The organism is Vogesella mureinivorans, from assembly GCF_007644035.1.
GTDB classification, from domain to species: domain Bacteria; phylum Pseudomonadota; class Gammaproteobacteria; order Burkholderiales; family Chromobacteriaceae; genus Vogesella; species Vogesella mureinivorans.
This window is the reverse complement of record NZ_VMTV02000134.1, coordinates 315,105-335,133: the sequence shown is the minus strand read 5'-3', so window position 1 is coordinate 335,133 and position 20,029 is coordinate 315,105. Positions and strand designations below refer to the sequence as shown.

The following is a 20,029-nucleotide window of genomic DNA, read 5'->3' as shown; positions in this document are numbered from 1 at the left end:
TAAACAGGTTGGGTATACCTACCCGGATTTATCGATTGCCGTACACGTGTACGTGCAGGTGGAAAACTTCCTGGCCACCACCAACGCCAGTGTTGATGGCAGTCTTGAAACCTTGCGCCAAGCCATGCTCGGCAGCCAGCACTGGCGCCAGCAACAGTAGCTTGCCCAGTATCTGCTGGTGGCGGATATCGCACTGAGCCAGTGATTCTACATGCAGTTTAGGAATCAGCAGCAAATGAACGTCCGCCTTGGGGTTGATGTCGTGAAACACCACCACGTCATCGTCCTCATACGCTTTCTTGGCCGGGATCTCGCCTTTGGCGATTTTGCAGAAAATACAGTCAGTCATACTCATGCTCCTGCTCAGGCCTGCGGGCGCGATGCTTTTTCGTCAATACCGGAAATACCTTCACGGCGCTTCAGTTCCATCACCACATCTTCGGCACGCAGGCCGTGGTGTGCCAGCAGCACCATGGAATGGAACCACAAATCGGCCACTTCTCGCACCAGATGCAGGCGGTCTTTATCTTTTGACGCCATCAATACTTCGGCGGCCTCTTCGGCCACTTTCTTCAAAATGGCGTCCTCGCCCTTGTGCAACAGCGACGCCACGTAGGACGAAGACGGGCTGGCTTCTTTGCGGGCTTCCAGCGTGTCACCAATATTCTTGAAAATTTCAGTCGCGTTCATCTTGCGTCTCCCGGCTACCGGCGCGGTGCCAGTATATGTCGATAATGTGACATCCTTGTAACAGGGCGTATTGGGGTAAACCCTGCAGCAGATCAGATTCAGTGCTGATGGTAGATCGCGTGCGGGTCTTTCAGCACGTCATCCGTAATCACCCACTGCCCGTCCTGCCACACACGGTAGAAACAGCTCTCGCGCCCGGTATGGCAGGCAATGCCGCCAGCCTGTTCGATCTGCATGGTAATCACGTCGCCATCGCAGTCCAGGCGCAGCTCTTTAACGGCTTGGGTGTGCCCGGACTCTTCGCCTTTTTTCCACAGCTTCTGGCGCGAGCGCGTCCAGTAGTGGGCAATACCGGTTTCGGCTGTCAGTTGCAGCGACTCGCGGTTCATATAAGCCACCATCAGCACGCGGCCACTGTGGGCATCCTGGGCGATGGCCACCACCAGGCCTTTATCATCCCATTTCACTTCGTCCAGCCAATTTGGCGTAGTCATGCGGCCAACCTCACAGACGGACTTCAATACCGGCGGCACGCATGGCTTCTTTTGCCTGGCGCACCGTGTATTCGCCAAAGTGGAAAATACTGGCCGCCAGTACCGCGTCGGCCTTGCCCAGCGTGACCCCTTCCACCAGATGCTGCAGGTTCCCTACCCCACCCGATGCAATCACCGGAATCGGCACCGCGTCTGACACTGCGCGTGTCAGCGGCAGGTTAAAGCCGATCTTGGTGCCATCACGGTCCATGCTGGTGAGCAGAATCTCGCCAGCGCCGTATTCGGCCATGCGTGCAGCCCATTCGACCGCGTCCAGACCGGTTGGTTTGCGGCCGCCATGGGTAAAAATTTCCCAGCGGTCGTTTTGCGGCGTCACCGCCTTGGCGTCCACCGCCACCACAATGCACTGGCTGCCAAACTTGTCGGCGGCTTCTTTGACCAGATCCGGGTTGGTGACCGCAGCGGTATTGATGCTGACCTTGTCGGCCCCGGCGTTCAGCAAGCGGCGGATATCGGCCACCTGGCGCACGCCGCCACCCACGGTGAGCGGAATGAATACCTGATCGGCGACCGATTCGATCACATGCAGGATCAGGTCACGGTCGTCGGAGCTGGCGGTAATGTCGAGGAAAGTAAGCTCGTCGGCGCCTTGTTCGTTGTAACGTTTGGCGATTTCTACCGGGTCACCGGCGTCGCGCAGGCCGACAAAATTGACACCCTTCACCACGCGACCGGCAGTCACGTCGAGACAGGGGATGATACGTTTGGCTAGAGACATGATGAAAAACAGCAGAAGGTTGGCCGCATGCCGGGTGGCAGGCGGCCAACGCAGGGGTTAGGCCTCGGACAGTTCGTCGGCCAGGTCCTGTGCGGCGGCAAAATCGATGCTGCCTTCGTAGATGGCACGGCCGGTAATGGCACCTTCGATGCCCTCGGCTTCCACCTCGCACAGCTTGCGTACGTCTTCCAGGTCGGTGAGGCCGCCGGAGGCAATGACCGGCACGGTCAGTGCCTGCGCCAGCTTGACGGTGGCTTCGATGTTTACGCCGTTCATCATGCCGTCGCGGCCGATGTCGGTGTAGATCACCGAATTCACACCGTAATCTTCGAAGCGCTTGGCCAGGTCGATCACGTTATGGCTGGTGACTTTGGCCCAGCCATCGATGGCAACCATGCCGTCTTTGGCGTCCAGGCCCACAATCACCTGGCCGGGGAAGGCATCGCAAGCATCGTGCAGGAAGCCGGGGTTTTTCACCGCGGCGGTGCCGATAATTACGTACTTCAGCCCCAGGTCAAAGTACTTTTCGATGGTGTCCAGGTCGCGGATGCCACCACCCAGTTGTACCGGCATGTCGTCGCCGACGGCAGCCAGAATGTCGCGGATGACCGACAGGTTTTTCGGTTTGCCAGCAAAGGCACCGTTCAGATCCACCAGATGCAGGCGGCGGGCGCCCTGATCGCGCCAATGCAGCGCGACTTTCACTGGATCATCAGAAAATACGGTGGCGTCACTCATTACGCCTTGTTTCAGGCGTACGCATTGACCGTCCTTGAGGTCGATAGCGGGTATCAGCAGCATGGTGCGGAAGATCTACGGTAAGTTAAACAGTGCCGTCCCACGCCAGGAAGTTCTTCATCATCTGAAGACCGGCGCGGTGGCTCTTTTCGGTGTGGAACTGGGTGGCGAATATATTGCCATCACCGACAATACAGGAAAACCGTTCGGGATACTCGCTTTCGGCCAGCGTGATGGCGCTGCTGGCCGGTGCAAAGTGGTAACTGTGCACAAAATAGAAACGCTCGCCATCCTCGATACCGGCAAACAGCGGGTGGGCCCGCTGCTGGAACACGCGGTTCCAGCCCATGTGCGGCACCTTCAGGCGCTCGCCTTGCGCGTCCAGCATGTTGGCCGCAAAGCGTTTTACCTGGCCCGGAAAAATACCCAGGCCGGGGGTGTCGCCTTCTTCGCTGTGGTCAAACAGCAGCTGGGCGCCCACACAAATACCGAAAAACGGCTTGGTGCGCGTGGTTTCGCGTACGGCATCGGCCAGGCCGTAGCCGTTCAGCTCGCGCATGCAGTCCGGCATGGCGCCCTGGCCGGGGAAGATGACCTTATCGGCCGCCACCACCTGCTCCGGGTCGGAGGTGAGGAAAATGTCGGCACCGATATCATTCACATACTGTACGGACTTGAGCACCGAGTGCAGGTTGCCCATGCCGTAATCAATCACGGCCACTTTCATGCTGTGAGCGTCCCTTTGGTGGACGGCGTCTGGCCGGCCATGCGTTCGTCCACTTCCACCGCCATGCGCAGCGCGCGGCCAAAGGCCTTGAACACGGTTTCGGCCTGATGGTGGCTGTTGACACCGCGCAGGTTGTCGATGTGCAGCGTCACCATGCTGTGGTTCACGAAGCCGTGGAAGAATTCGCTGAACAGGTCCACGTCGAAGCTGCCGATACAGGCACGGGTAAACGGGATGTGGTATTCCAGGCCCGGGCGGCCGGACAGGTCGATCACCACACGCGACAGCGCCTCGTCCAGCGGCACGTAGGCGTGGCCATAACGGCGGATGCCCTTTTTGTCGCCAATGGCCTTGGCAAAGGCCTGGCCCAGCGTGATGCCGATGTCTTCCACGGTGTGGTGGGCATCGATATGCAGGTCGCCGCGGGCGTGCACGTCCAGGTCGATCAGGCCGTGGCGGGCGATCTGGTCCATCATGTGGTCGAGAAACGGCACGCCGGTATCAAAGCGGCCAACGCCGGTACCATCCAGGTTCAGGCTGATGGTGATCTGGGTTTCCAGGGTATTGCGGGTAACGGTAGCGGTGCGCATGGGGGTTCAGGCAAAAAAGGAATCGATGGCCGCAAGCACGGCCGTGTTTTCATCGGGGCTGCCCACGGTCAGGCGCAGGCAGTGTTGCAGCAGCGGGTGGTAACCGTGCAGGTTCTTCACCAGAATACCGGCTGTTTTCAGTGCGGCAAACAGCGCCGGGGCGTCCGGTACGCGTACGGTGACAAAGTTGGCCTCGGACGGAAACACCGTGCACTGCGCGTACGCCGCCAGCGCAGCAGCCAGGCGGCTACGCTCGGCACGCAGCTCGGCAGCCTGGGCGTCGAATACGTCCAGGTGGCGCAGCGCGAATTTGGCGGCGGCCTGGGTCAGCACGTTCACGTTGTACGGCGGGCGCACCTTGTCCAGCTGGGCGATCACCTCCGGCGTGCCAGCAGCGTAGCCCAGGCGCAGGCCAGCCAGGCCGATTTTGGACAGCGTACGCATCACAATGAGCTGCGGGTGCTGGCCGGCCAGATCCATAAACGTATCGGCGGCAAAGGCCTGGTAGGCCTCGTCCACTACCACCAGGCCAGGTGCAGCAGCCAGAATGGCTTCTACCTGCTGGCGGGCAAAGCGCGGGCCGGTGGGGTTGTTGGGGTAGGACACGAACACCACAGCGGGCTGGTGCGCCGCGATGGCGGCCAGCGTGGCGTCCAGATTCAAGCTGAAATCATCGTTAAGCGGCACGCCCACATAGCGCATGCGCGACAGCTGTGCGTTCATGCGGTACATCACGAAGGAAGGCTCCAGCGCCAGCACCACGCTATCGGCGGGTAGCGCCTGGGTCAGCAGGGTAATCAGCTCGTCGGAGCCATTGCCCAGCACCACATCGGCAGCAGCGGGGATGGCAAAAGCCGCTTTGAGCTGGTCTTTCAGGCCAGCGCCGTGCGGGTCCGGGTAGCGGTTTAGCGCCACCTCGGCCAGCTGCTGGCCTAGCTCGGCGCGCAGGGCTTCGGGCAAACGATAGGGGTTTTCCATTGCATCGAGCTTGAGATAGCCCGTTGCATCGGCAACATGGTAGGCCTGCATGGCCAGGACATCGGGGCGGAACCACTGCTGTATAGACATTTTGCTCGACATTTCAATACCGGCGGGGCCGGTTGGAACTGCCGGCAACGCCCGACGCAATCAATTCACAGAACCGTCATCCTAACCGGATTCTGCCGGGTCGGCTACTCGATCAACTGCACTTGCCCGGCCCAGGCTGGCGGCAGGGTCAGGCCAAAACGCTGCAGCGCACCACGGCTGAACAGTAGCCGGCCATTGCCCCCGTTCAGCGGAAACAGGCTGCCGGGCTGGCGGCGCTGAAACAGGATCTGCCGCACCAGGCCTGCGGCCAAGCTGCCCTGGTCGCTACCGGACAACACCAGCCCGCCAATGGCCTTGTCCGGCCCGATGGCAAAATCCCAGAACGCAAACAGCGGCAGCTTGCTGTTGGCCGCTGTCCAGGCAATGACTTCGCTATCCGGCACCAGCTTGCCGTTGCTGTCGCGCAGCGTCTGGTAGAGGCCGGTCCAGATCGCCTGATAGCGGCTACCAGCCTGGCTGACCTGGCGCTGCCAGTCGGCGTAATCGATGGCGCGCACCAGGTCGATCTGCACGCTGCCGTCCTGCAGGCTGCTGGCGCGGCCGAACAGCTCCTCCTTCAGCACTTCCGAGGTCAGGTCATTATCAAACAGCAGCAAGACACGCTGTACGCCCGGCACCATCTGGCGCATCAGGCTGACGTTGCGGCGTAGCAGCGGCCGCTCCAGCACGCCGGTCACGTTGGCCGCATGGTCTTGCAGATAATGGCGCGGGTTCTGGTTGATACCCAGGTACACCACCGGCGTCTTGCTGCCGGCCAGCCGGGCGCCCACAAAGCGCAGGGCGGCGTCGTCCGCCACCACCACCAGGTCTGGCCGCTGACGCCGGATCTGGCTCAATACCTGCTCGGCACGGGGTTCCATCTGGTCGCGCGGCTGGCGTTTACTATCGAGCTCGATATAGGAAAACTGCACCGAGCTGCCCAGTGTGCGCATCAGCGCACCACGCCACGCCTGACTCCAGGCATAGCCTGCGTGATAGCTGTCCACCAACAATACTGTGGGGGCAGCGGCGTGGGCTTGGGCAAAAAGAAAGGCCAGACAGAGTCTGGCCAGATAACGTGTCATTGGCGTTTGGCTCCTTGTGCTTTGGAGCGTAGGCCAGTTTCGTTAAATTTTCATTCGTCCAGGCGTAATTCTGCCGCGCGTGCGTGCGCCGTCAGGCCTTCACCGTGCGCCAGGATGCTGGCAATTTTGCCCAGCTTTTGCGCCCCGGCGTGCGACACGCGAATCAGGCTGCTGCGCTTCTGGAAGTCGTACACCCCCAGCGGGCTGGCAAAACGCGCCGTGCGGCTGGTGGGCAGCACGTGGTTGGGGCCGGCACAGTAGTCGCCCAGGCTTTCCGAGGTAAAGCGCCCCATGAAGATGGCACCGGCGTGGCGCAGGCTGGGTAGCCAGGCTTCGGGCTCGGCCACCGACAGCTCCAGGTGTTCTGGCGCAATGTAATTCGAGATCTCGCAGGCTTCGGCCAGGTCGCGTACCTGGATCAGCGCGCCACGGTTGGCCAGGCTCTGCTCGATGATGGCGCGGCGCGGCATGCCGGGCAGCAGCTTGGCGATGCTGGCTTCCACGCGGGCAATGTAGTCGGCCGACGGGCACAGCAGGATGGCCTGGGCGATTTCGTCGTGCTCGGCCTGGCTAAACAAGTCCATGGCGATCCAGTCCGGGTCGGTGTCGCCATCGCAGATCACCAGAATCTCGGACGGGCCGGCCACCATGTCGATGCCCACCACGCCGAACACGCGGCGCTTGGCAGCCGCCACGTAGGCATTGCCCGGGCCGGTGATTTTGTCCACTTGCGGCACGCTCTGGGTGCCGTAAGCCAGGGCAGCTACCGCCTGCGCGCCGCCACAGGTAAACACCTTGTCCACACCGGCAATGTAGGCTGCGGCCAACACCAGGTCGTTCTGCTCGCCATTGGGGGTGGGCACCACCATGATGATTTCGCCCACACCGGCCACTTTGGCCGGCATGGCGTTCATCAGTACCGAGCTGGGGTAGGCTGCCTTGCCACCGGGTACGTAGATACCCACGCGGTCCAGCGGGGTGACTTGCTGGCCCAGCAGGGTGCCGTCTTCGTCCTCGTAGCTCCAGGAGTGCGCCAGCTGCTTCTCGTGGTAGCGGCGTACGCGCTCGGCGGCGGCCAGCAGTGCCTCGCGCACATGGGCCGGCAGGCGGTCGTGCGCAGCTTTCAGCGTGTCGCGGCTGAGGGTGAGCTCGGCCATGCTGGCGGCGTTCATGCGGTCGAAGCGGTTGGTGTATTCCACCACCGCGGCATCACCACGGGCTTTGACGTCTTCGCAGATGGCGGCGACGGCCGTATCCACGGCGGGGTCCTGGGCGGTTTCAAACGCCAGCAGGGCTTTCAGGCGGGCGTCAAAGTCGGCTTGGGTAGAAGACAGGCGTTGCATGCGTGCGGCTCCGGGGGCCGCGACCCACCACAAGGTTGGCCGCAGCGGGGACAGTTACGGCTGGACGGCGCCAGCGAAGGCATCCAGCACGGGCTGGATGGTGTCGTACTTGAGTTTCAGCGCCGCCTGGTTCACCACCAGACGCGAGCTGATATCGATGATGTGCTCCACGGCCACCAGGTTGTTGGCCTTCAGCGTGCCACCAGTGGATACCAGGTCGACGATGGCGTCGGCCAGGCCCACCAGCGGGGCCAGCTCCATGGAGCCGTACAGCTTGATGATGTCCACGTGCACGCCTTTGGCGGCAAAGTGCTCGCGGGCGATCTGCGGGTATTTGGTGGCCACTTTCAGGCGGGCACCGTGCTTGACGGCGGCCTCGTAGTCAAAGCCGTTTTCCACCGCCACCATCATCTTGCACTTGGCAATATTCAGGTCCAGCGGCTGGTACAGGCCGGCGCCGCCGTGCTCGATCAGCACGTCGCGCCCGGCAATGCCCAGATCGGCCGCGCCGTACTGCACGTAGGTGGGCACGTCGGAGGCGCGCACGATGACCAGCTGCACGTCTGGGCGGTTGGTACCGATGATGAGCTTGCGCGACGATTCGGGCGCTTCGGCGGGCACAATGCCTGCTGCGGCCAACAAGGGAAGGGTTTCTTCAAAAATGCGGCCCTTGGACAGGGCAATGGTCAGGGTCATGATGGCGTGCTGCGTTGCAATAGGTTGGCCTCAGCGTACCAGAGCACGGCGCTCCCGCTCAAGCTGCGCGATGTAGCGCTGCACCAGCGTTTCGCGCGGCGTGTTCATACCTTGGAACAAACAGCCCGCACGCAGCATTTCCATGCCATTTTTCAGCTGGATACGCATGATGTGACGCACTTCTACACCCACTTGCAAAGTGCCAAACGGTTTAAGTTCGATCACCGCCTGCCGCAACACCATGCCCTCGCTGAGCCAGCCCGCCTGCGCCGGGGTCAGCGTCAGTGCCATGCCGCCCAGGCTGATGTCAAACAGCGGGATGTGCTTTTCGCCGTCCGGGTGATCAGACAGCCGGCAGATAACCGGCTGCGCTACCGGGGTATGAATACGGAAAAAGTCGCGGCGCTGCAGCCGGATCACCTGCTCTGGCAGCGGGGCTTCAAACGCCGGCGTGCCTTCAAAACTGATCTCGCGCACCCCGCCGGTAGCAAACTGGGTTTTGACACCAGACGGCGCACTGACAAACACATTGCGCTCGCTTTGCAGCAACATGCGGTTTTCGTGCTCTTTCGCGCCCCAGTCCAGCACCATCACGCCACGCTGCGGGTCGATATCCAGCAGCCGGGTAATGATGAACGACTTACCCTTGTTGGAAAACACCGTTACGTTCTGCCGCAGCGCGATAATCGAACGCAAGTGCTGCACGATTTCGGCCCGCGAAGACAGGGTAAACCGGGACAGGTCTGCGGGCTCGCTGCCGCTATGTTTTTCTTCAGTCACAATCTGCTTATCCGCCGCCAGCTACTGGCTAAAAATGACACCCAAGTCTAGCGCAACAGCTGCTGCAAATCATGCGCGATATCCGCAGACGGTGTGCCATAAGGCACATAAACACGCAGTTGGCCCCGGGTATCGAACAAATAGCTGCCCGCGCTGTGGTCCATGGTGTAGCCACCATCCTGGCGCGCCTGCCGCTGCGCCACGATCTTGTACTGGCTAGCCACCGCCTGCACCTGCGCCGGGCTGCCGGTCAGCCCCATGAAGCGCTTATCGAAGAACGGCACATAGCCGGCCAGCACAGGCGGTGTATCGCGCTGCGGGTCGATACTGACAAACAGCACCTGCACGCGGTCGGCGTCCTTGCCCAGCAGCTTCATCACCTGCTGGTATTCCAGCATGGTGGTCGGGCAGATATCCGGGCAGTGGGTATAGCCAAAAAACAGCGCCACCGCCTTGCCCTGATAATCGGCCAGGCTATGCGGCTTGCCATCCTGCCCGGTCAGGGTAAAGGGTTGGCCAAAATCGGCGGTACTGATATCCGTGCCCTTGAACGACAAGGTGTCGGCTGGCGTACAGGCCAGCAAAGACAAGGCCAGCGCCGCCACAGCCAATAGTTTGCCAAACGGTTTCATGGGGAAGCTCACCAGCAAAATAGCGTTGATTCAGCCCGGCTGGCCACAGCACACAGCAGGGAACGGGCAGCAGCATAGGCGTAGCCGCGCACGGCGGCAAGCGGATAGGTCAAGCAAATCGGCGGGGTAGCAGGCGCGATAGCAATAACAGCAACAGGGCCAGCAGCAAAGCCAGCGCCGCTTGCCGATAGTGCCAGGCGGGGTTGGCCGCAGCGGTAACCGGCCAGCTGGTATGCGGGCGCAGTGCCGGGTCCAGCACCACCAGCCCCTGGCGCAGCGGCCCGGGTAGCTGTGCGGCCAGCGCGGGCCAGTCCAGGCCGTCTACTTCCCCGCTTAGCCCCAGCCTGGCCGGGGGCGCCGCAGGCGTGGGCGGGCGGGGCACCCAGCGGCCCAGCAAACGCCCGGTGGGCAACGGCAGTAACAACACGCCAGCGGGCCTGGCCAGCCAGCCGCGATCTATCACCACCCAGCTACCATCAGCCAATTGCACCGCCTGCCATTGCCGCACCCCTTCCCTGCCCTGCAGCCAGGCATTGGCAATGCGCACACTGGCCGCGCTATCCCGCACCGCCAGCCACACACGCTGCCCCTGCGGCACCGCCCCCTGCGCCACCTCGGCCAGCGCCTGCGGCGGCAAGTTGGCCGCACGGGCAAACGCCACCTGCAGCTGGCCAGCCTGCACGCCCTGCTGCCACTGCCATAGCGCCCAGCACAGCGCCACCAGCGCCAGCCACGGCAAGGCACATCGCCAACACGGGGTACGCAGAGCAGCAAGCTTGGACATGAAGGGGGCCACAGAATGGAAAAGACGCTCTTACCTTAGTGGCCAGCGCGGCATAACACCAGCACGCTGCTGGCCGTCACGCCAGGCAGTAATGCCATAACAGCAGCAAAATTGTCACCAGCCCAGCCCCCAGCACAATCGCTGCAGCTACCCAGTCGGCCAGCTGCCAGCGTGGCCGGTAGCGCGCCAGCCAAGCGCGCCGGGGTGGCGGGCAGGTCATGCCGGCTGATCCTGTATCTGGTACGACAGGCTTATGCGGCGCAGCTGCGCCGGTAGCTGCTTGCCAATCACCAGCACCACAGGGAAACGGCGCACCTGGCCGGGCGAGAACAACTGCTGCGAGAAACAGAAACAGTCGAGCTTTTGCACATACGCAGCCGCTGAAACCGGCTGGTACTGCGGCAGCGCCTGCATGGCGGCAAAATGCGGCTGGTTATTGCGCACCTCTACCATCAACTGCACAAACTGCCCCGGCTTGACCTGCTGCGGGCCCTGCAGCGGGCGCACCTGCCATGCCTGGCCAGGCGCCGTTTCATCAATGCTGAGCGACACCGGCTGGCTGGCTACCCTGGCCGGGGCCGGCACCGTAGCCCCCAGGCCGGTCAGGCGCATGAATGCCTGATACAAAGGTGACAACCCTACGGCCAACATGCCCAGCACGCACAGCAGCAGCAGTAATTTGAGCAGCAGGATAAGAATAGAAGGGGGGGAGGAATGGTGATCTGGCATGGCGAACCCGCGCAAAAACAGCTGGCATGAACCGGGTAGGACAGCAAGGAGCACCACGCCCCTTGCATCCTGCAGGGGGCTGGCGCCCCCGCGTCTCGTGTTGGCCGGGGAACCCGGGCGGCAGCCCTTATCGGGTGGGCTGCTCTGCTGGCAGCTTAGCTGCTGGCAATATAAATACAAGCACGCCGCATATTGCAGTGCATTAACTCAAGCCTGCGGCTCATACGGCAACAGCAACATGGGCTCGCCCAGGTGTTGTACCAGCGTGGCCAAGTTATCCTCGAATGCCAGCTGCTGCGGCACCACACGGTTGGCCACCCAGCCGGCCAGCTGGCAGCCTGCCGCACGGATAGCCTGCGCCGTCAGCAGCGCGTGGTTGATACAACCCAAGCGCATGCCCACCACCAGAATCACCGGCAGGCCCAGGTGGCGTGCCAGGTCCTGCATCAGGCAGTCGTCGCGCAGTGGGGCCATCCAGCCGCCCGCGCCTTCCACCAGCAGCACGTCGCAGTCTGCGGCCAACCTGTGGGCATGGTCGGCCATCACATCCAGCGACACGGTAACACCCGCCTGCCGTGCCGCGATATGCGGTGATACTGGCGGCAAAAAGCGATAAGGGTTCATCAGCGCCGTGTCGGTCTGGCCGGTGGCGGCGCACAGCCGCGCCACGTCGTCGTTGTGCCAGCTGCCGTCGGGCAACACCTCGCAGCCACTGGCTACCGGTTTCATCGCCAGCACGCGCAAGCCTTGCCCCTGGTAGTGCTGCGCCAGCTTTACCGCACTGTGGGTCTTGCCGATTTCGGTATCGGTACCGGTAATGAAAAATGCCTGGCCCATGGCTGCTCCTTGCTAGAAAGTAGCGGCACTATAAGCGCACGGCACGCAAAACCAAAGCCACCACGCCGCAGGTAACACCCGCAGCGTGGTGGCTTTGGCAAGGCGGCCACAAGCAGGCTGGTTTAGCTACCGCTTACCGTGGCCGCTGCTGGGGCAGCCGAACTGCTTGCCGGCGCCACGGCCGGGGTGGCGGCTGGCGTCGCCACCGGCGCGGGCGCAGGGTTGGCCGCAGCCGCGTCTGCGGCCTGCTTTTGCAGCTTGGCTTGCTGCTCGGCCTCCAGCTTGGCAGCGCGCTCGGCTTCCAGCCGGGCTTTGATTTCCATCTCGATACGCAGCTTCTGTTCGATTTCGCTACGCAGACGGGCGTCGTCTTCCTGCTTCTGGTTTTCCAGCTGGGTACGCACATTCGGCACTTCTTTTTCGATAGAAGCAAACATGCGCTCGTAGAACACCGGGTCGACGACCGTTTCGCCGCGCTCTTTGGTCAGCGTAGCGGTGGTGCCGGTAGGGATGGGAATGGACAAGCTCAGGAAGCCTACCGAGGTGGTCTGCTTGGTTTCGTGGCTTTTCAGCGTGACCTCTTGCGCGGCAACCCAGGCGTCGGCGGTATTGCCGGCGCCGGTCACAATGCCGGAAATAGTCAGCAGGGTATTCAGATTATCTTGCTGGTACTGTTTGGATACCACCAGGGCATAGTTCGCCTCGACGTCTTTTTCTACAGCAAAACCCTGGCGCAAGGCCACGCGCTTCATGGCCTGGTAGACCACGGCTTTCGGCGCATTGAAGTGCCGGTCAAACGGGCCTTTGGTATCAAAAGCCTCTTTTTGATACGCGTACTTGGTGCCAGAACAGGCGGCCAGCAACGCCAGGCTGCCCAGAACAACCACTCGTGCGAATGCGCTCATGCTTTGCTTCAACCATATAGTTTTGAATATATGGTCAACATATCACAAATCAATAAACTCATTCATTAGGTAATATTTAAAGAAGCCGCGCCAAGTCAAAGAAACGGCATCTTGTTACCCCGTTTACCACAGCCATTGTGGCGACAAGCAAAACGGCAGACGCGACAAGGCCGACCTCGTGGGTCGGCTGTCAGCGCCTGCCGTGGTGGGGGCAAGGGCCAAATGGGGCGGCCTTGTGAGCCTTTGATCTTTCGCGCTGCGGCCAACCTGGCCCGGTAGGGTGGCCTGCCGCAACGCGTGCGCGCGCTTTGCTGTTACACCGGGCCTTGCGCGTGTACGCGCTCGGTCTTGCTGGACAGCTTGTTCAGTGCAGCCAGGTACGCCTTGGCGCTGGCCACGATAATGTCGGTATCGGCACCCTGACCGTTAACGATGCGGCCATCTTTGGCCAGGCGCACGGTCACTTCGCCTTGCGATTCGGTGCCCTTGGTGATGGCGTTCACCGAGTACAGCTCCAGCTCGGCTTCGCTCTTCACCACGCTTTCGATAGCCTTGAAGGCAGCATCTACCGGGCCAGAACCGCCGGACTCGGCGCGGTGCTCGTTACCACGCTCCACAAAGACGATCTGCGCCTGTGGCTCTTCGCCGGTTTCGGTAGCCACTTTCAGCGACAGGAATTTGTAGTCTTCCTGCTCGGCCGCCACCAGCTGGTCGGACACCAGGGCGTGCAGATCTTCGTCGAAAATCTCGCGTTTCTTGTCAGCCAGCTCTTTAAAGCGGGCAAAAGCGGCGTTCAGTGCTTCTTCGCTTTCCAGCACAATGCCCAGTGCGGTGAGCTTGGTACGGAAGGCATTACGGCCAGACAGTTTGCCCAGCGTCAGGCGGTTGGCGGTCCAGCCTACCGACTCGGCCGACATGATTTCGTAGGTTTCGCGGTGCTTCAGCACACCGTCTTGGTGAATGCCGGACTCGTGGGCAAAAGCGTTGGCGCCCACAATGGCCTTGTTCGGCTGCACCGGGTAGCCGGTGATGGTGGACACCAGCTTGGATGCCGGTACGATCTGGGTTGCATCCACACCGGTTTCCACGCCAAACACGTCTTTGCGGGTACGCACGGCCATCACGATTTCTTCGATGGCGGCATTACCGGCGCGCTCGCCCAGGCCGTTGATGGTGCATTCCACCTGGCGGGCACCGCCCAGCACGGCGGCCAGGCTGTTGGCCACGGCCATGCCCAGGTCGTTGTGGCAGTGGGCAGACCAGATGACCTTGTCGCCACCCGGGGTTTTGGCGATCAGCTCGCGGAAGAACGCTTCGGTCACTTTCGGTACGGCATAGCCCACGGTGTCGGGCACGTTCAGCGTGGTGGCACCGGCCTTGATGACTTCGCCAAAAATGCGGGCGAGGAAGTCGATGTCGGAGCGCAGCGCGTCTTCGGCCGAGAACTCCACGTCGTCGGTGTACTCGCGTGCCAGCTTCACGGCTTTGATCGCGGCCTCCACCACTTCATCCGGCGTCATGCGCAGCTTTTTCTCCATGTGGATTGGGCTGGTGGCGATGAAGGTGTGAATGCGTTTTCTCGGGGCCGGGGCGATGGCTTCGCCGGCGGCGCGAATGTCGCGCTCGTTGGCACGGGCCAGGCTACAGACGGTGGATTCTTTCACCACTTCGGCAATGGCGCGGATCGCGTCGGCATCACCCGGGCTGGCGGCGGCAAAACCGGCCTCGATCACGTCTACACCCAGGCGCTCCAGCTGGCGGGCGATACGTACTTTTTCTTCTTTGGTCATGGCTGCGCCGGGCGATTGCTCGCCGTCACGCAGGGTGGTATCGAAAATGTAAAGACGGTCGCCCATGTCTGGTGATCTCCATTGTGCCGCGGGTTGTGCCCCGGCCAGATAGTCGTTGAAATCGAAACGCTTGCCCTGATCGGCGGCGAGTTTGGCCAGCTTGTTCAGCTGCGCCAGCGGCAAGGTGCCGCGCTCGCGCCATTTGTAAATGGCCGCACGGGACACCGGCTCATCGGGAAAGGCCGCCGTCAACGCTTCCGCGAGCGTACCGGGGCCACCAAAATCCTCGATTAGACGTTCGATGTCCAATTGCATGCTGCCACTCCTGTCTTGTTATGGGTTCACGATACAAATTCGACGACAATCTGTCAAATGCAGCGCAGCATTTCGCGTGGTATTGTGTTGCAAAATGGTGTCCAATGCATTTTATTAGACATTTTGTAGAATTTAAACCCTCGTTACCGCAAAAAGCAAGGCCCCCGCCTGGGCGGGGGCCTTGCTGAGGGTGGCCAATACCTGCGCTAGAAGCGGTAGTCCACGTTCATGCCCACGGTGCGCGGTGCACCCACATAAAAGCCGGTGGTGCGCTTGCCCAGCACGACAGCCTCGTTCAGCGCGTTCTTCACGTAGGTACGCAGCGTGGTGTCGTCGTTGACAGCGTAGGCCAGGTTGAGATTAAGGAGGTTGTAGTCGCCGCCCATGGTGGTGCTGGTATTGGCGGTGTCGGTGTAGTACTCGCCCACGTGCTGCAGGTTGGCCGCAGCGGTCCAGCTACCCCACTGCTTTTTCACGCCCAGCGTCGCCGTGATAGCCGGGGCGTAGGTCATCTCCTTGCCGGCAATGCCGGCCGCCCCTGCGGGCGCCTTGTCTACCTTGCTGCGCAGCAGGCCCAGGCCGGCGTTGATTTCCAGCCCGCCAATGATGCTGGCGGCGGCGCTCAGCTCCAGCCCCAGCGAATGCGCTTGCGGCACATTGCGCAGGCGGCTGGCGTAGCTCATCTGGTAGTCGGTGTAGTCGTTGTAAAACAGGTTGGCCCCTATGAGCACGCCACCCTGGCGGGTTTTCAGCGCGTATTCGTAGGCATTGACCTTCTCGCTGCCGTACTCGAATACCGCGTTGTTTTCGTCTACCGACACCCCACCCGGGTTGTAGCCCTGGCGCACGGTAAAGCTCATCTGCGTGGCCGGCGACCACTGGTGGCTAATACCCAGCTTGGGTAGCAGCGTGGTCTTGCCAATGTCACCCTTGATCGGCGAGCCGTTATAGCGGATATCGCGGTGTTGCGTTTCGCGCTCGGCGCGCAGGCCGGCCAGCAGCGACCAGCTGTCGTTCAGCGCCAGCTCGCCGTCGGTGTAGGCGGCCAACGTGGTGACCTTGTCATTGCCCTTGAAGGTAGTGGTGGTGGCGGTAAAGGCATGCAGGTCCTGATCACGCTGGTAGGCATACACGCCCAGCACACCGCTCAGGGCGCTCTGCGGGCGCTGGTATACCAGGCGGCCTTCCAGCGTGTGGTTCTGGTCGTCCAGTGCCAGGCTCATGCGGCTGGGGTATTGCTCGAAGCCGATGTGGTTGTCGCTGTAGCTGTACTGCAGGTGGCCGGTAACGCCGTTCTGGAAGTCGTACTCGGTGTCCAGCGTGGTGGTAGTGTTCTGCGAGTCCTGGATGCGGGCGTTGGCCGCAGCGCTGGCCTTGTAGGTATAGGCGCCCAGGTCGGGGCCGGTGATCAGGTTCAGGTACTCGCCCTGGTAGTCGCGGTGCGCTACCGTCAAGCGCGCCTGCAGCTGCGGCAAAGACTTGGGCTTCCACAGCAGCTTGCCGCGCACATTGCTACGCTGCAGCGCGGAGGGGTCCTGCCCGCCGGTAGCGCCGCTGTAGTTGATGAAACCATGCCCTTTCAAGGCATTGGCGGTAAGGCGGTAGGCCAGCTCGTCTGCTACCAGCGCACCAGACAACATGCCGGCCACGTTGGCACGGCCATCGGTGTCTTCCCAGCCCAGCCGCAGCGCGCCTTCCTGGTGGAAGGTGGGGTCATTGGTCTGCACCAGCACCGCGCCGCCCAGCGCGTTACGGCCCTGGGTGGTGGACTGCGGCCCGCGCAGCACTTCTACCTGCTTTACGTCCCACACATCGCTGTCCAGGTATTGCTGGCCGGTCCACACGTCAGCCACGCCATCCAGGCTGGTGCTGATGCGCGGGCGGCCACCGCCAACAAAAGAATAAAAGCCCACGCCCGGCCCGGCGCCTTCTACGCCACGGATGTTGACGCCACCAACGGCATTCAGGGTCATATTGGGCACCATGGCCGCCACCTCGTTCACCGAGCTGATCTCGCCGCTATCCACCCGCTCACCCTGCAGCACACTCACGGCGGTGGTGGTCTTGGCCAGGCTACGGTTCATTTTTTCACCGGTCACCGTCACCTTGTCCAGCAGGGTCTCCGCTGCCAGGGCGGTATGGGCCGGCAGCAGCATGGCACTGCCAAACAGGATGGCGTACAGCGGGTTGGCCGCAAAGCGGGCCCTGGAATGTTTGCGTTGCTTCATTTTTATTCCCGAAATAAGCGGGGTGACAGGCCACCCCATCACATGAAATCAGTGGGCTGGCTGCCAGGCCGGGCTAAAGGCAATAGCCAGTACACGGTCGATGGCGTAGCCATGCATCTGGCCGTGGTCATGGCCGGGCACGACACGGTAATCACTTACCAGGCCAGGCAGGCCGTATAAGCGGGCCTGTAGCTCGGCGGTATTACTCACCATGCGGTTTTGCTGCAGGCGCTGCTGCCGTTGGCGGTCAACCGCCAGGTCGTAGCTGGCCGGCTGCTCGTCTTGCCCTACCCACAGCACCAGCAAGCGTGGCGCTGTAGCCGGCAGCACGGGCAGCGGCGCGGCCAACAGGGCCCGGTCGCCAAACCATAGCGACGGGCTGATGGCAAAGTAATGCTGGAAGTGCTGCGGCTGTTGCAGCAGCTGGTACACGGTAAACAGGCCACCATAGGAATGGCCGAACAGGCTCTGGCGCGCCGTGTTCACTGGCAGGCGGCGGGCGATTTCCGGCTTGAGCTCTTCATTGATGAAACGGGCAAAGGCGTCGGCCCCACCGTGGCGCGGCGAAGACAGCTCGCAAGCCTGGCACGACAGTGGCGGGGTGTAATCTTCGGCGCGCCAATCCATCGTCTGGCTAAACGGGCAGCCATAACCTATGCCCACCACCACGCCAGGCAGCGGCACCACGGGCCCGTGCTGGCGCAGGCGCGCCAATACACTGGCCTCGCGCGGGTTGGCCTGGTGCAGGCGGGCAAAGCTGGCGTCACCATCCAGCGCGTACAGCACCGGGTAGCCCCCAGCTGGTGGCGGTACGGCGGGTACCGACAGATAGATGCGGTAGTCGCGGCCGGTATGCCGTGAGTGCAGCTCAAACTGGCTGGCGCCTTCCAGCACGACGGGCGAGGCCAGTGCCGGCAGCATGGCCAGCAGCAGCCAGGCCGCGCCCAGCCAACCCGCCAGACGGGATCGGATACACATGGTTACCACCTCACTTGTTGATAACTATTCTTATTATCAAGAAGTCTGCTAGTATCCGGTTTTGTCGGCGGCAGGGCTTTTGCGTAAAGCGCAAGCGCGTTTGCGCCAGCGGCATTGAGGGAACAAGGAGAAAGCAGCATGCAGGGGCAGCCAGCACGTAGCAGGGGGATGGGTGGCGACGTCGCCTGGGTACAGCACACCACACCGGGTCTGCATATCAGCGCCAACCGCAGCCGAGCCAACCCGCACAGCCACAGCAATGTCAGCGCCGCCGGGCTACGGCTGATCGTGGCACTACAGGGGCCGCTGCAGCTGCGCTTCGATCAGCAAGACTTTCGCCTGCAACCACAGCATCAAGCCCAGGTGCTACTGGTGAACCTCAATGAACAAGCGCTGTTCCAGCGCCACTGCGGCCAACCTGGTATCGAGCTGAAGGTATGCATGGCACTGGACCACCCCTGGCTGGAACGCCACGGTCTGGCCGAAGCGGGTAAGCAATCCACGCTAGCCCGCCTGGCGCGCGGCCACCTGGCAGCACGGCAATGGACGGCCAGCGCGCCATTGACCCAGCTAGCACAGCACATGGTGCAACACCGTGCGGCCAACCCCCTGCTGACGCAGATCGAGCGCGAGGGCATGGGCATGCTGCTGCTAGGCCAGGTACTGGAGGCACTGGGCGACACCCCGGCCAACAGCCCGGCTACCCCGCAACTGAACCGCCACCTGCAGCGGGTAAAAGACCTGATAGACAGTGGCGAGGGGGAAAACTGGAGCCTGCACCAGCTGGCCGACGCCGCATGCATGAGCAGCAGCACCCTGCAACGACACTTTCGCCGCCACTTTAGCTGCAGCGTGATGGACTATCTGCGCGGGCAGCGGCTGGAAAGTGCCCGCCAGCTACTGCTAAGCGGGCAGCACCGCATTACCGATGTGGCACTGGGGGCGGGCTACAGCTCTGCGGCCAACTTTGCCACCGCCTTCCGCCGCCGCTTCGGCCAGCCGCCCAGCGCCTGCCTGCGTTAGCCACACCATGAAAAAACCGCCCGAAGGCGGTTTGTGTACTGAGGCCAAGCGGCTTAGCTGGCTGCCGGCGGTGGCGATTTGCGCACCAGGCCCAGCAATGCCATGACGTAACCCGACAGCGCGTAGCAGACAAAGAAGCCGAACAGCACCAGTGGCGGCTCCGACATCAGCAGCAGCAACACCACCACCAAGCCCAGCAGCATCACGAAAGGCACGCGGCGGCGCAGGTGGATTTCCTTGAAGCTCCAGTACTTCACATTGGTCACCATGGTGATACCGGCAAAGGCAGTAAAGGCCAGCGCCAGCCAGTGCAGGCCGGGCAGCTGCTGGTAACCGTAGGCGTGGCAAATCCACACCAGCCCCGCCACCAGCGCCGCCGCCGCCGGGCTGGGCAGGCCGGTAAACCAGCGCTTATCCGCCGTGCCGACCATGGTATTGAAACGCGCCAGGCGCAGCGCCGCACCGGCACAGTAGATAAAAGCCACCATCCAGCCCAGCTTGCCCAGGTCTTTCAGCAGCCACTCGTAGGCCACCAGCGCCGGTGCCACGCCAAAACTCACCATATCCGACAGGCTATCGAACTCGGCCCCGAAGGCACTCTGGCTGTGCGTCATGCGCGCCACGCGGCCATCCATGCCGTCCAGAATCATGGCAATGAAAATGGCCACGGCCGCCAGCTCGAAACGCTGGTTCATCGCCTGCACGATGGCGTAAAAGCCGGCAAACAGCGCGGCCAGGGTAAACGAGTTGGGTAGCAGGTAAATGCCCTGGCGGCGCAGCGAGGGTTTGGCAGGTACAGGATCGTGATGCATGGGCTTC

23 protein-coding genes are annotated in these 20,029 nt (G+C 62.3%); 1 reads left to right on the top strand and 22 read right to left on the bottom strand.

Going from position 1 to position 20,029, the window contains the following annotated elements:
• Positions 1-28: 28 nt before the first annotated feature.
• From FLQ44_RS04750 to FLQ44_RS04655, 21 genes are all read right to left on the bottom strand, one after another.
• The gene (locus FLQ44_RS04750; protein WP_147686120.1) at positions 29-349 is read right to left on the bottom strand and encodes an HIT domain-containing protein; all 321 of its coding nucleotides are present in this window, start codon (positions 347-349) and stop codon (positions 29-31) included.
• 14 nt (positions 350-363) lie between these two features.
• On the bottom strand, positions 364-690 hold the full coding sequence (locus tag FLQ44_RS04745; RefSeq protein ID WP_147686122.1) for a phosphoribosyl-ATP diphosphatase: 327 nt from the start codon (positions 688-690) through the stop codon (positions 364-366).
• A 98-nt stretch (positions 691-788) separates the two neighbouring features.
• On the bottom strand, positions 789-1,184 hold the full coding sequence (gene hisI / locus FLQ44_RS04740; RefSeq protein ID WP_147693300.1) for a phosphoribosyl-AMP cyclohydrolase: 396 nt from the start codon (positions 1,182-1,184) through the stop codon (positions 789-791).
• 10 nt (positions 1,185-1,194) lie between these two features.
• The gene (gene hisF, locus FLQ44_RS04735) at positions 1,195-1,962 is read right to left on the bottom strand and encodes an imidazole glycerol phosphate synthase subunit HisF (protein WP_147693299.1); all 768 of its coding nucleotides are present in this window, start codon (positions 1,960-1,962) and stop codon (positions 1,195-1,197) included.
• Between the two features lie 57 nt (positions 1,963-2,019).
• On the bottom strand, positions 2,020-2,763 hold the full coding sequence (gene hisA, locus FLQ44_RS04730; protein WP_147693298.1) for a 1-(5-phosphoribosyl)-5-[(5-phosphoribosylamino)methylideneamino]imidazole-4-carboxamide isomerase: 744 nt from the start codon (positions 2,761-2,763) through the stop codon (positions 2,020-2,022).
• A 22-nt stretch (positions 2,764-2,785) separates the two neighbouring features.
• Positions 2,786-3,427: an imidazole glycerol phosphate synthase subunit HisH gene (gene hisH, locus FLQ44_RS04725; RefSeq protein ID WP_147693297.1), complete on the bottom strand. Its 642-nt coding sequence runs from the start codon at positions 3,425-3,427 to the stop codon at positions 2,786-2,788.
• A complete protein-coding gene (gene hisB, locus FLQ44_RS04720) occupies positions 3,424-4,017 on the bottom strand; it encodes an imidazoleglycerol-phosphate dehydratase HisB (RefSeq protein ID WP_017510280.1) in 594 nt (197 codons plus the stop codon). Before hisB ends, hisH begins: the two co-directional genes overlap by 4 nt.
• A gap of 6 nt (positions 4,018-4,023) precedes the next feature.
• A complete protein-coding gene (gene hisC, locus FLQ44_RS04715; protein WP_206208654.1) occupies positions 4,024-5,085 on the bottom strand; it encodes a histidinol-phosphate transaminase in 1,062 nt (353 codons plus the stop codon).
• 104 nt (positions 5,086-5,189) lie between these two features.
• Complete coding sequence (locus tag FLQ44_RS04710; RefSeq protein ID WP_147693295.1) at positions 5,190-6,170, bottom strand: ABC transporter substrate-binding protein; 981 nt, start codon at positions 6,168-6,170, stop codon at positions 5,190-5,192.
• Positions 6,171-6,220: 50 nt separating this feature from the next.
• The gene (hisD, locus tag FLQ44_RS04705; RefSeq protein WP_147693294.1) at positions 6,221-7,513 is read right to left on the bottom strand and encodes a histidinol dehydrogenase; all 1,293 of its coding nucleotides are present in this window, start codon (positions 7,511-7,513) and stop codon (positions 6,221-6,223) included.
• 54 nt (positions 7,514-7,567) lie between these two features.
• Complete coding sequence (gene hisG / locus FLQ44_RS04700; protein WP_147686138.1) at positions 7,568-8,209, bottom strand: ATP phosphoribosyltransferase; 642 nt, start codon at positions 8,207-8,209, stop codon at positions 7,568-7,570.
• Between the two features lie 30 nt (positions 8,210-8,239).
• Positions 8,240-8,989: a flagellar brake protein gene (locus FLQ44_RS04695; protein WP_147693293.1), complete on the bottom strand. Its 750-nt coding sequence runs from the start codon at positions 8,987-8,989 to the stop codon at positions 8,240-8,242.
• 47 nt (positions 8,990-9,036) lie between these two features.
• Positions 9,037-9,621: an SCO family protein gene (locus tag FLQ44_RS04690; protein WP_147693292.1), complete on the bottom strand. Its 585-nt coding sequence runs from the start codon at positions 9,619-9,621 to the stop codon at positions 9,037-9,039.
• 109 nt (positions 9,622-9,730) lie between these two features.
• On the bottom strand, positions 9,731-10,405 hold the full coding sequence (locus FLQ44_RS04685; RefSeq protein ID WP_147693291.1) for an SURF1 family cytochrome oxidase biogenesis protein: 675 nt from the start codon (positions 10,403-10,405) through the stop codon (positions 9,731-9,733).
• Between the two features lie 76 nt (positions 10,406-10,481).
• Entirely contained in the window at positions 10,482-10,625 is a 144-nt protein-coding gene (locus FLQ44_RS23525) for a hypothetical protein (protein WP_170252794.1), read from the bottom strand.
• Positions 10,622-11,134, bottom strand: a complete 513-nt coding sequence (locus tag FLQ44_RS04680; RefSeq protein ID WP_147693290.1) for a cytochrome c oxidase assembly protein — start codon at positions 11,132-11,134, stop codon at positions 10,622-10,624. Before FLQ44_RS04680 ends, FLQ44_RS23525 begins: the two co-directional genes overlap by 4 nt.
• A gap of 207 nt (positions 11,135-11,341) precedes the next feature.
• The gene (gene bioD / locus FLQ44_RS04675) at positions 11,342-11,971 is read right to left on the bottom strand and encodes a dethiobiotin synthase (RefSeq protein ID WP_147693289.1); all 630 of its coding nucleotides are present in this window, start codon (positions 11,969-11,971) and stop codon (positions 11,342-11,344) included.
• 122 nt (positions 11,972-12,093) lie between these two features.
• On the bottom strand, positions 12,094-12,876 hold the full coding sequence (locus tag FLQ44_RS04670) for a DUF2242 domain-containing protein (RefSeq protein WP_147693288.1): 783 nt from the start codon (positions 12,874-12,876) through the stop codon (positions 12,094-12,096).
• A gap of 314 nt (positions 12,877-13,190) precedes the next feature.
• Positions 13,191-14,981: a 2-isopropylmalate synthase gene (locus tag FLQ44_RS04665; RefSeq protein ID WP_147693287.1), complete on the bottom strand. Its 1,791-nt coding sequence runs from the start codon at positions 14,979-14,981 to the stop codon at positions 13,191-13,193.
• A gap of 206 nt (positions 14,982-15,187) precedes the next feature.
• Positions 15,188-17,209, bottom strand: a complete 2,022-nt coding sequence (locus FLQ44_RS04660; protein ID WP_170252792.1) for a TonB-dependent receptor — start codon at positions 17,207-17,209, stop codon at positions 15,188-15,190.
• Positions 17,210-17,257: 48 nt separating this feature from the next.
• On the bottom strand, positions 17,258-18,187 hold the full coding sequence (locus tag FLQ44_RS04655) for an alpha/beta hydrolase (protein WP_147693285.1): 930 nt from the start codon (positions 18,185-18,187) through the stop codon (positions 17,258-17,260).
• Between the two features lie 138 nt (positions 18,188-18,325).
• Here FLQ44_RS04655 and FLQ44_RS04650 point away from each other — a divergent pair, with 138 nt between their 5' ends.
• The gene (locus FLQ44_RS04650; protein WP_147693284.1) at positions 18,326-19,210 is read left to right on the top strand and encodes a helix-turn-helix transcriptional regulator; all 885 of its coding nucleotides are present in this window, start codon (positions 18,326-18,328) and stop codon (positions 19,208-19,210) included.
• 53 nt (positions 19,211-19,263) lie between these two features.
• On the opposite strand, the gene pssA is transcribed toward FLQ44_RS04650, so the two are convergent.
• Positions 19,264-20,022, bottom strand: a complete 759-nt coding sequence (gene pssA / locus FLQ44_RS04645; RefSeq protein WP_147693283.1) for a CDP-diacylglycerol--serine O-phosphatidyltransferase — start codon at positions 20,020-20,022, stop codon at positions 19,264-19,266.
• Positions 20,023-20,029: the final 7 nt, after the last annotated feature.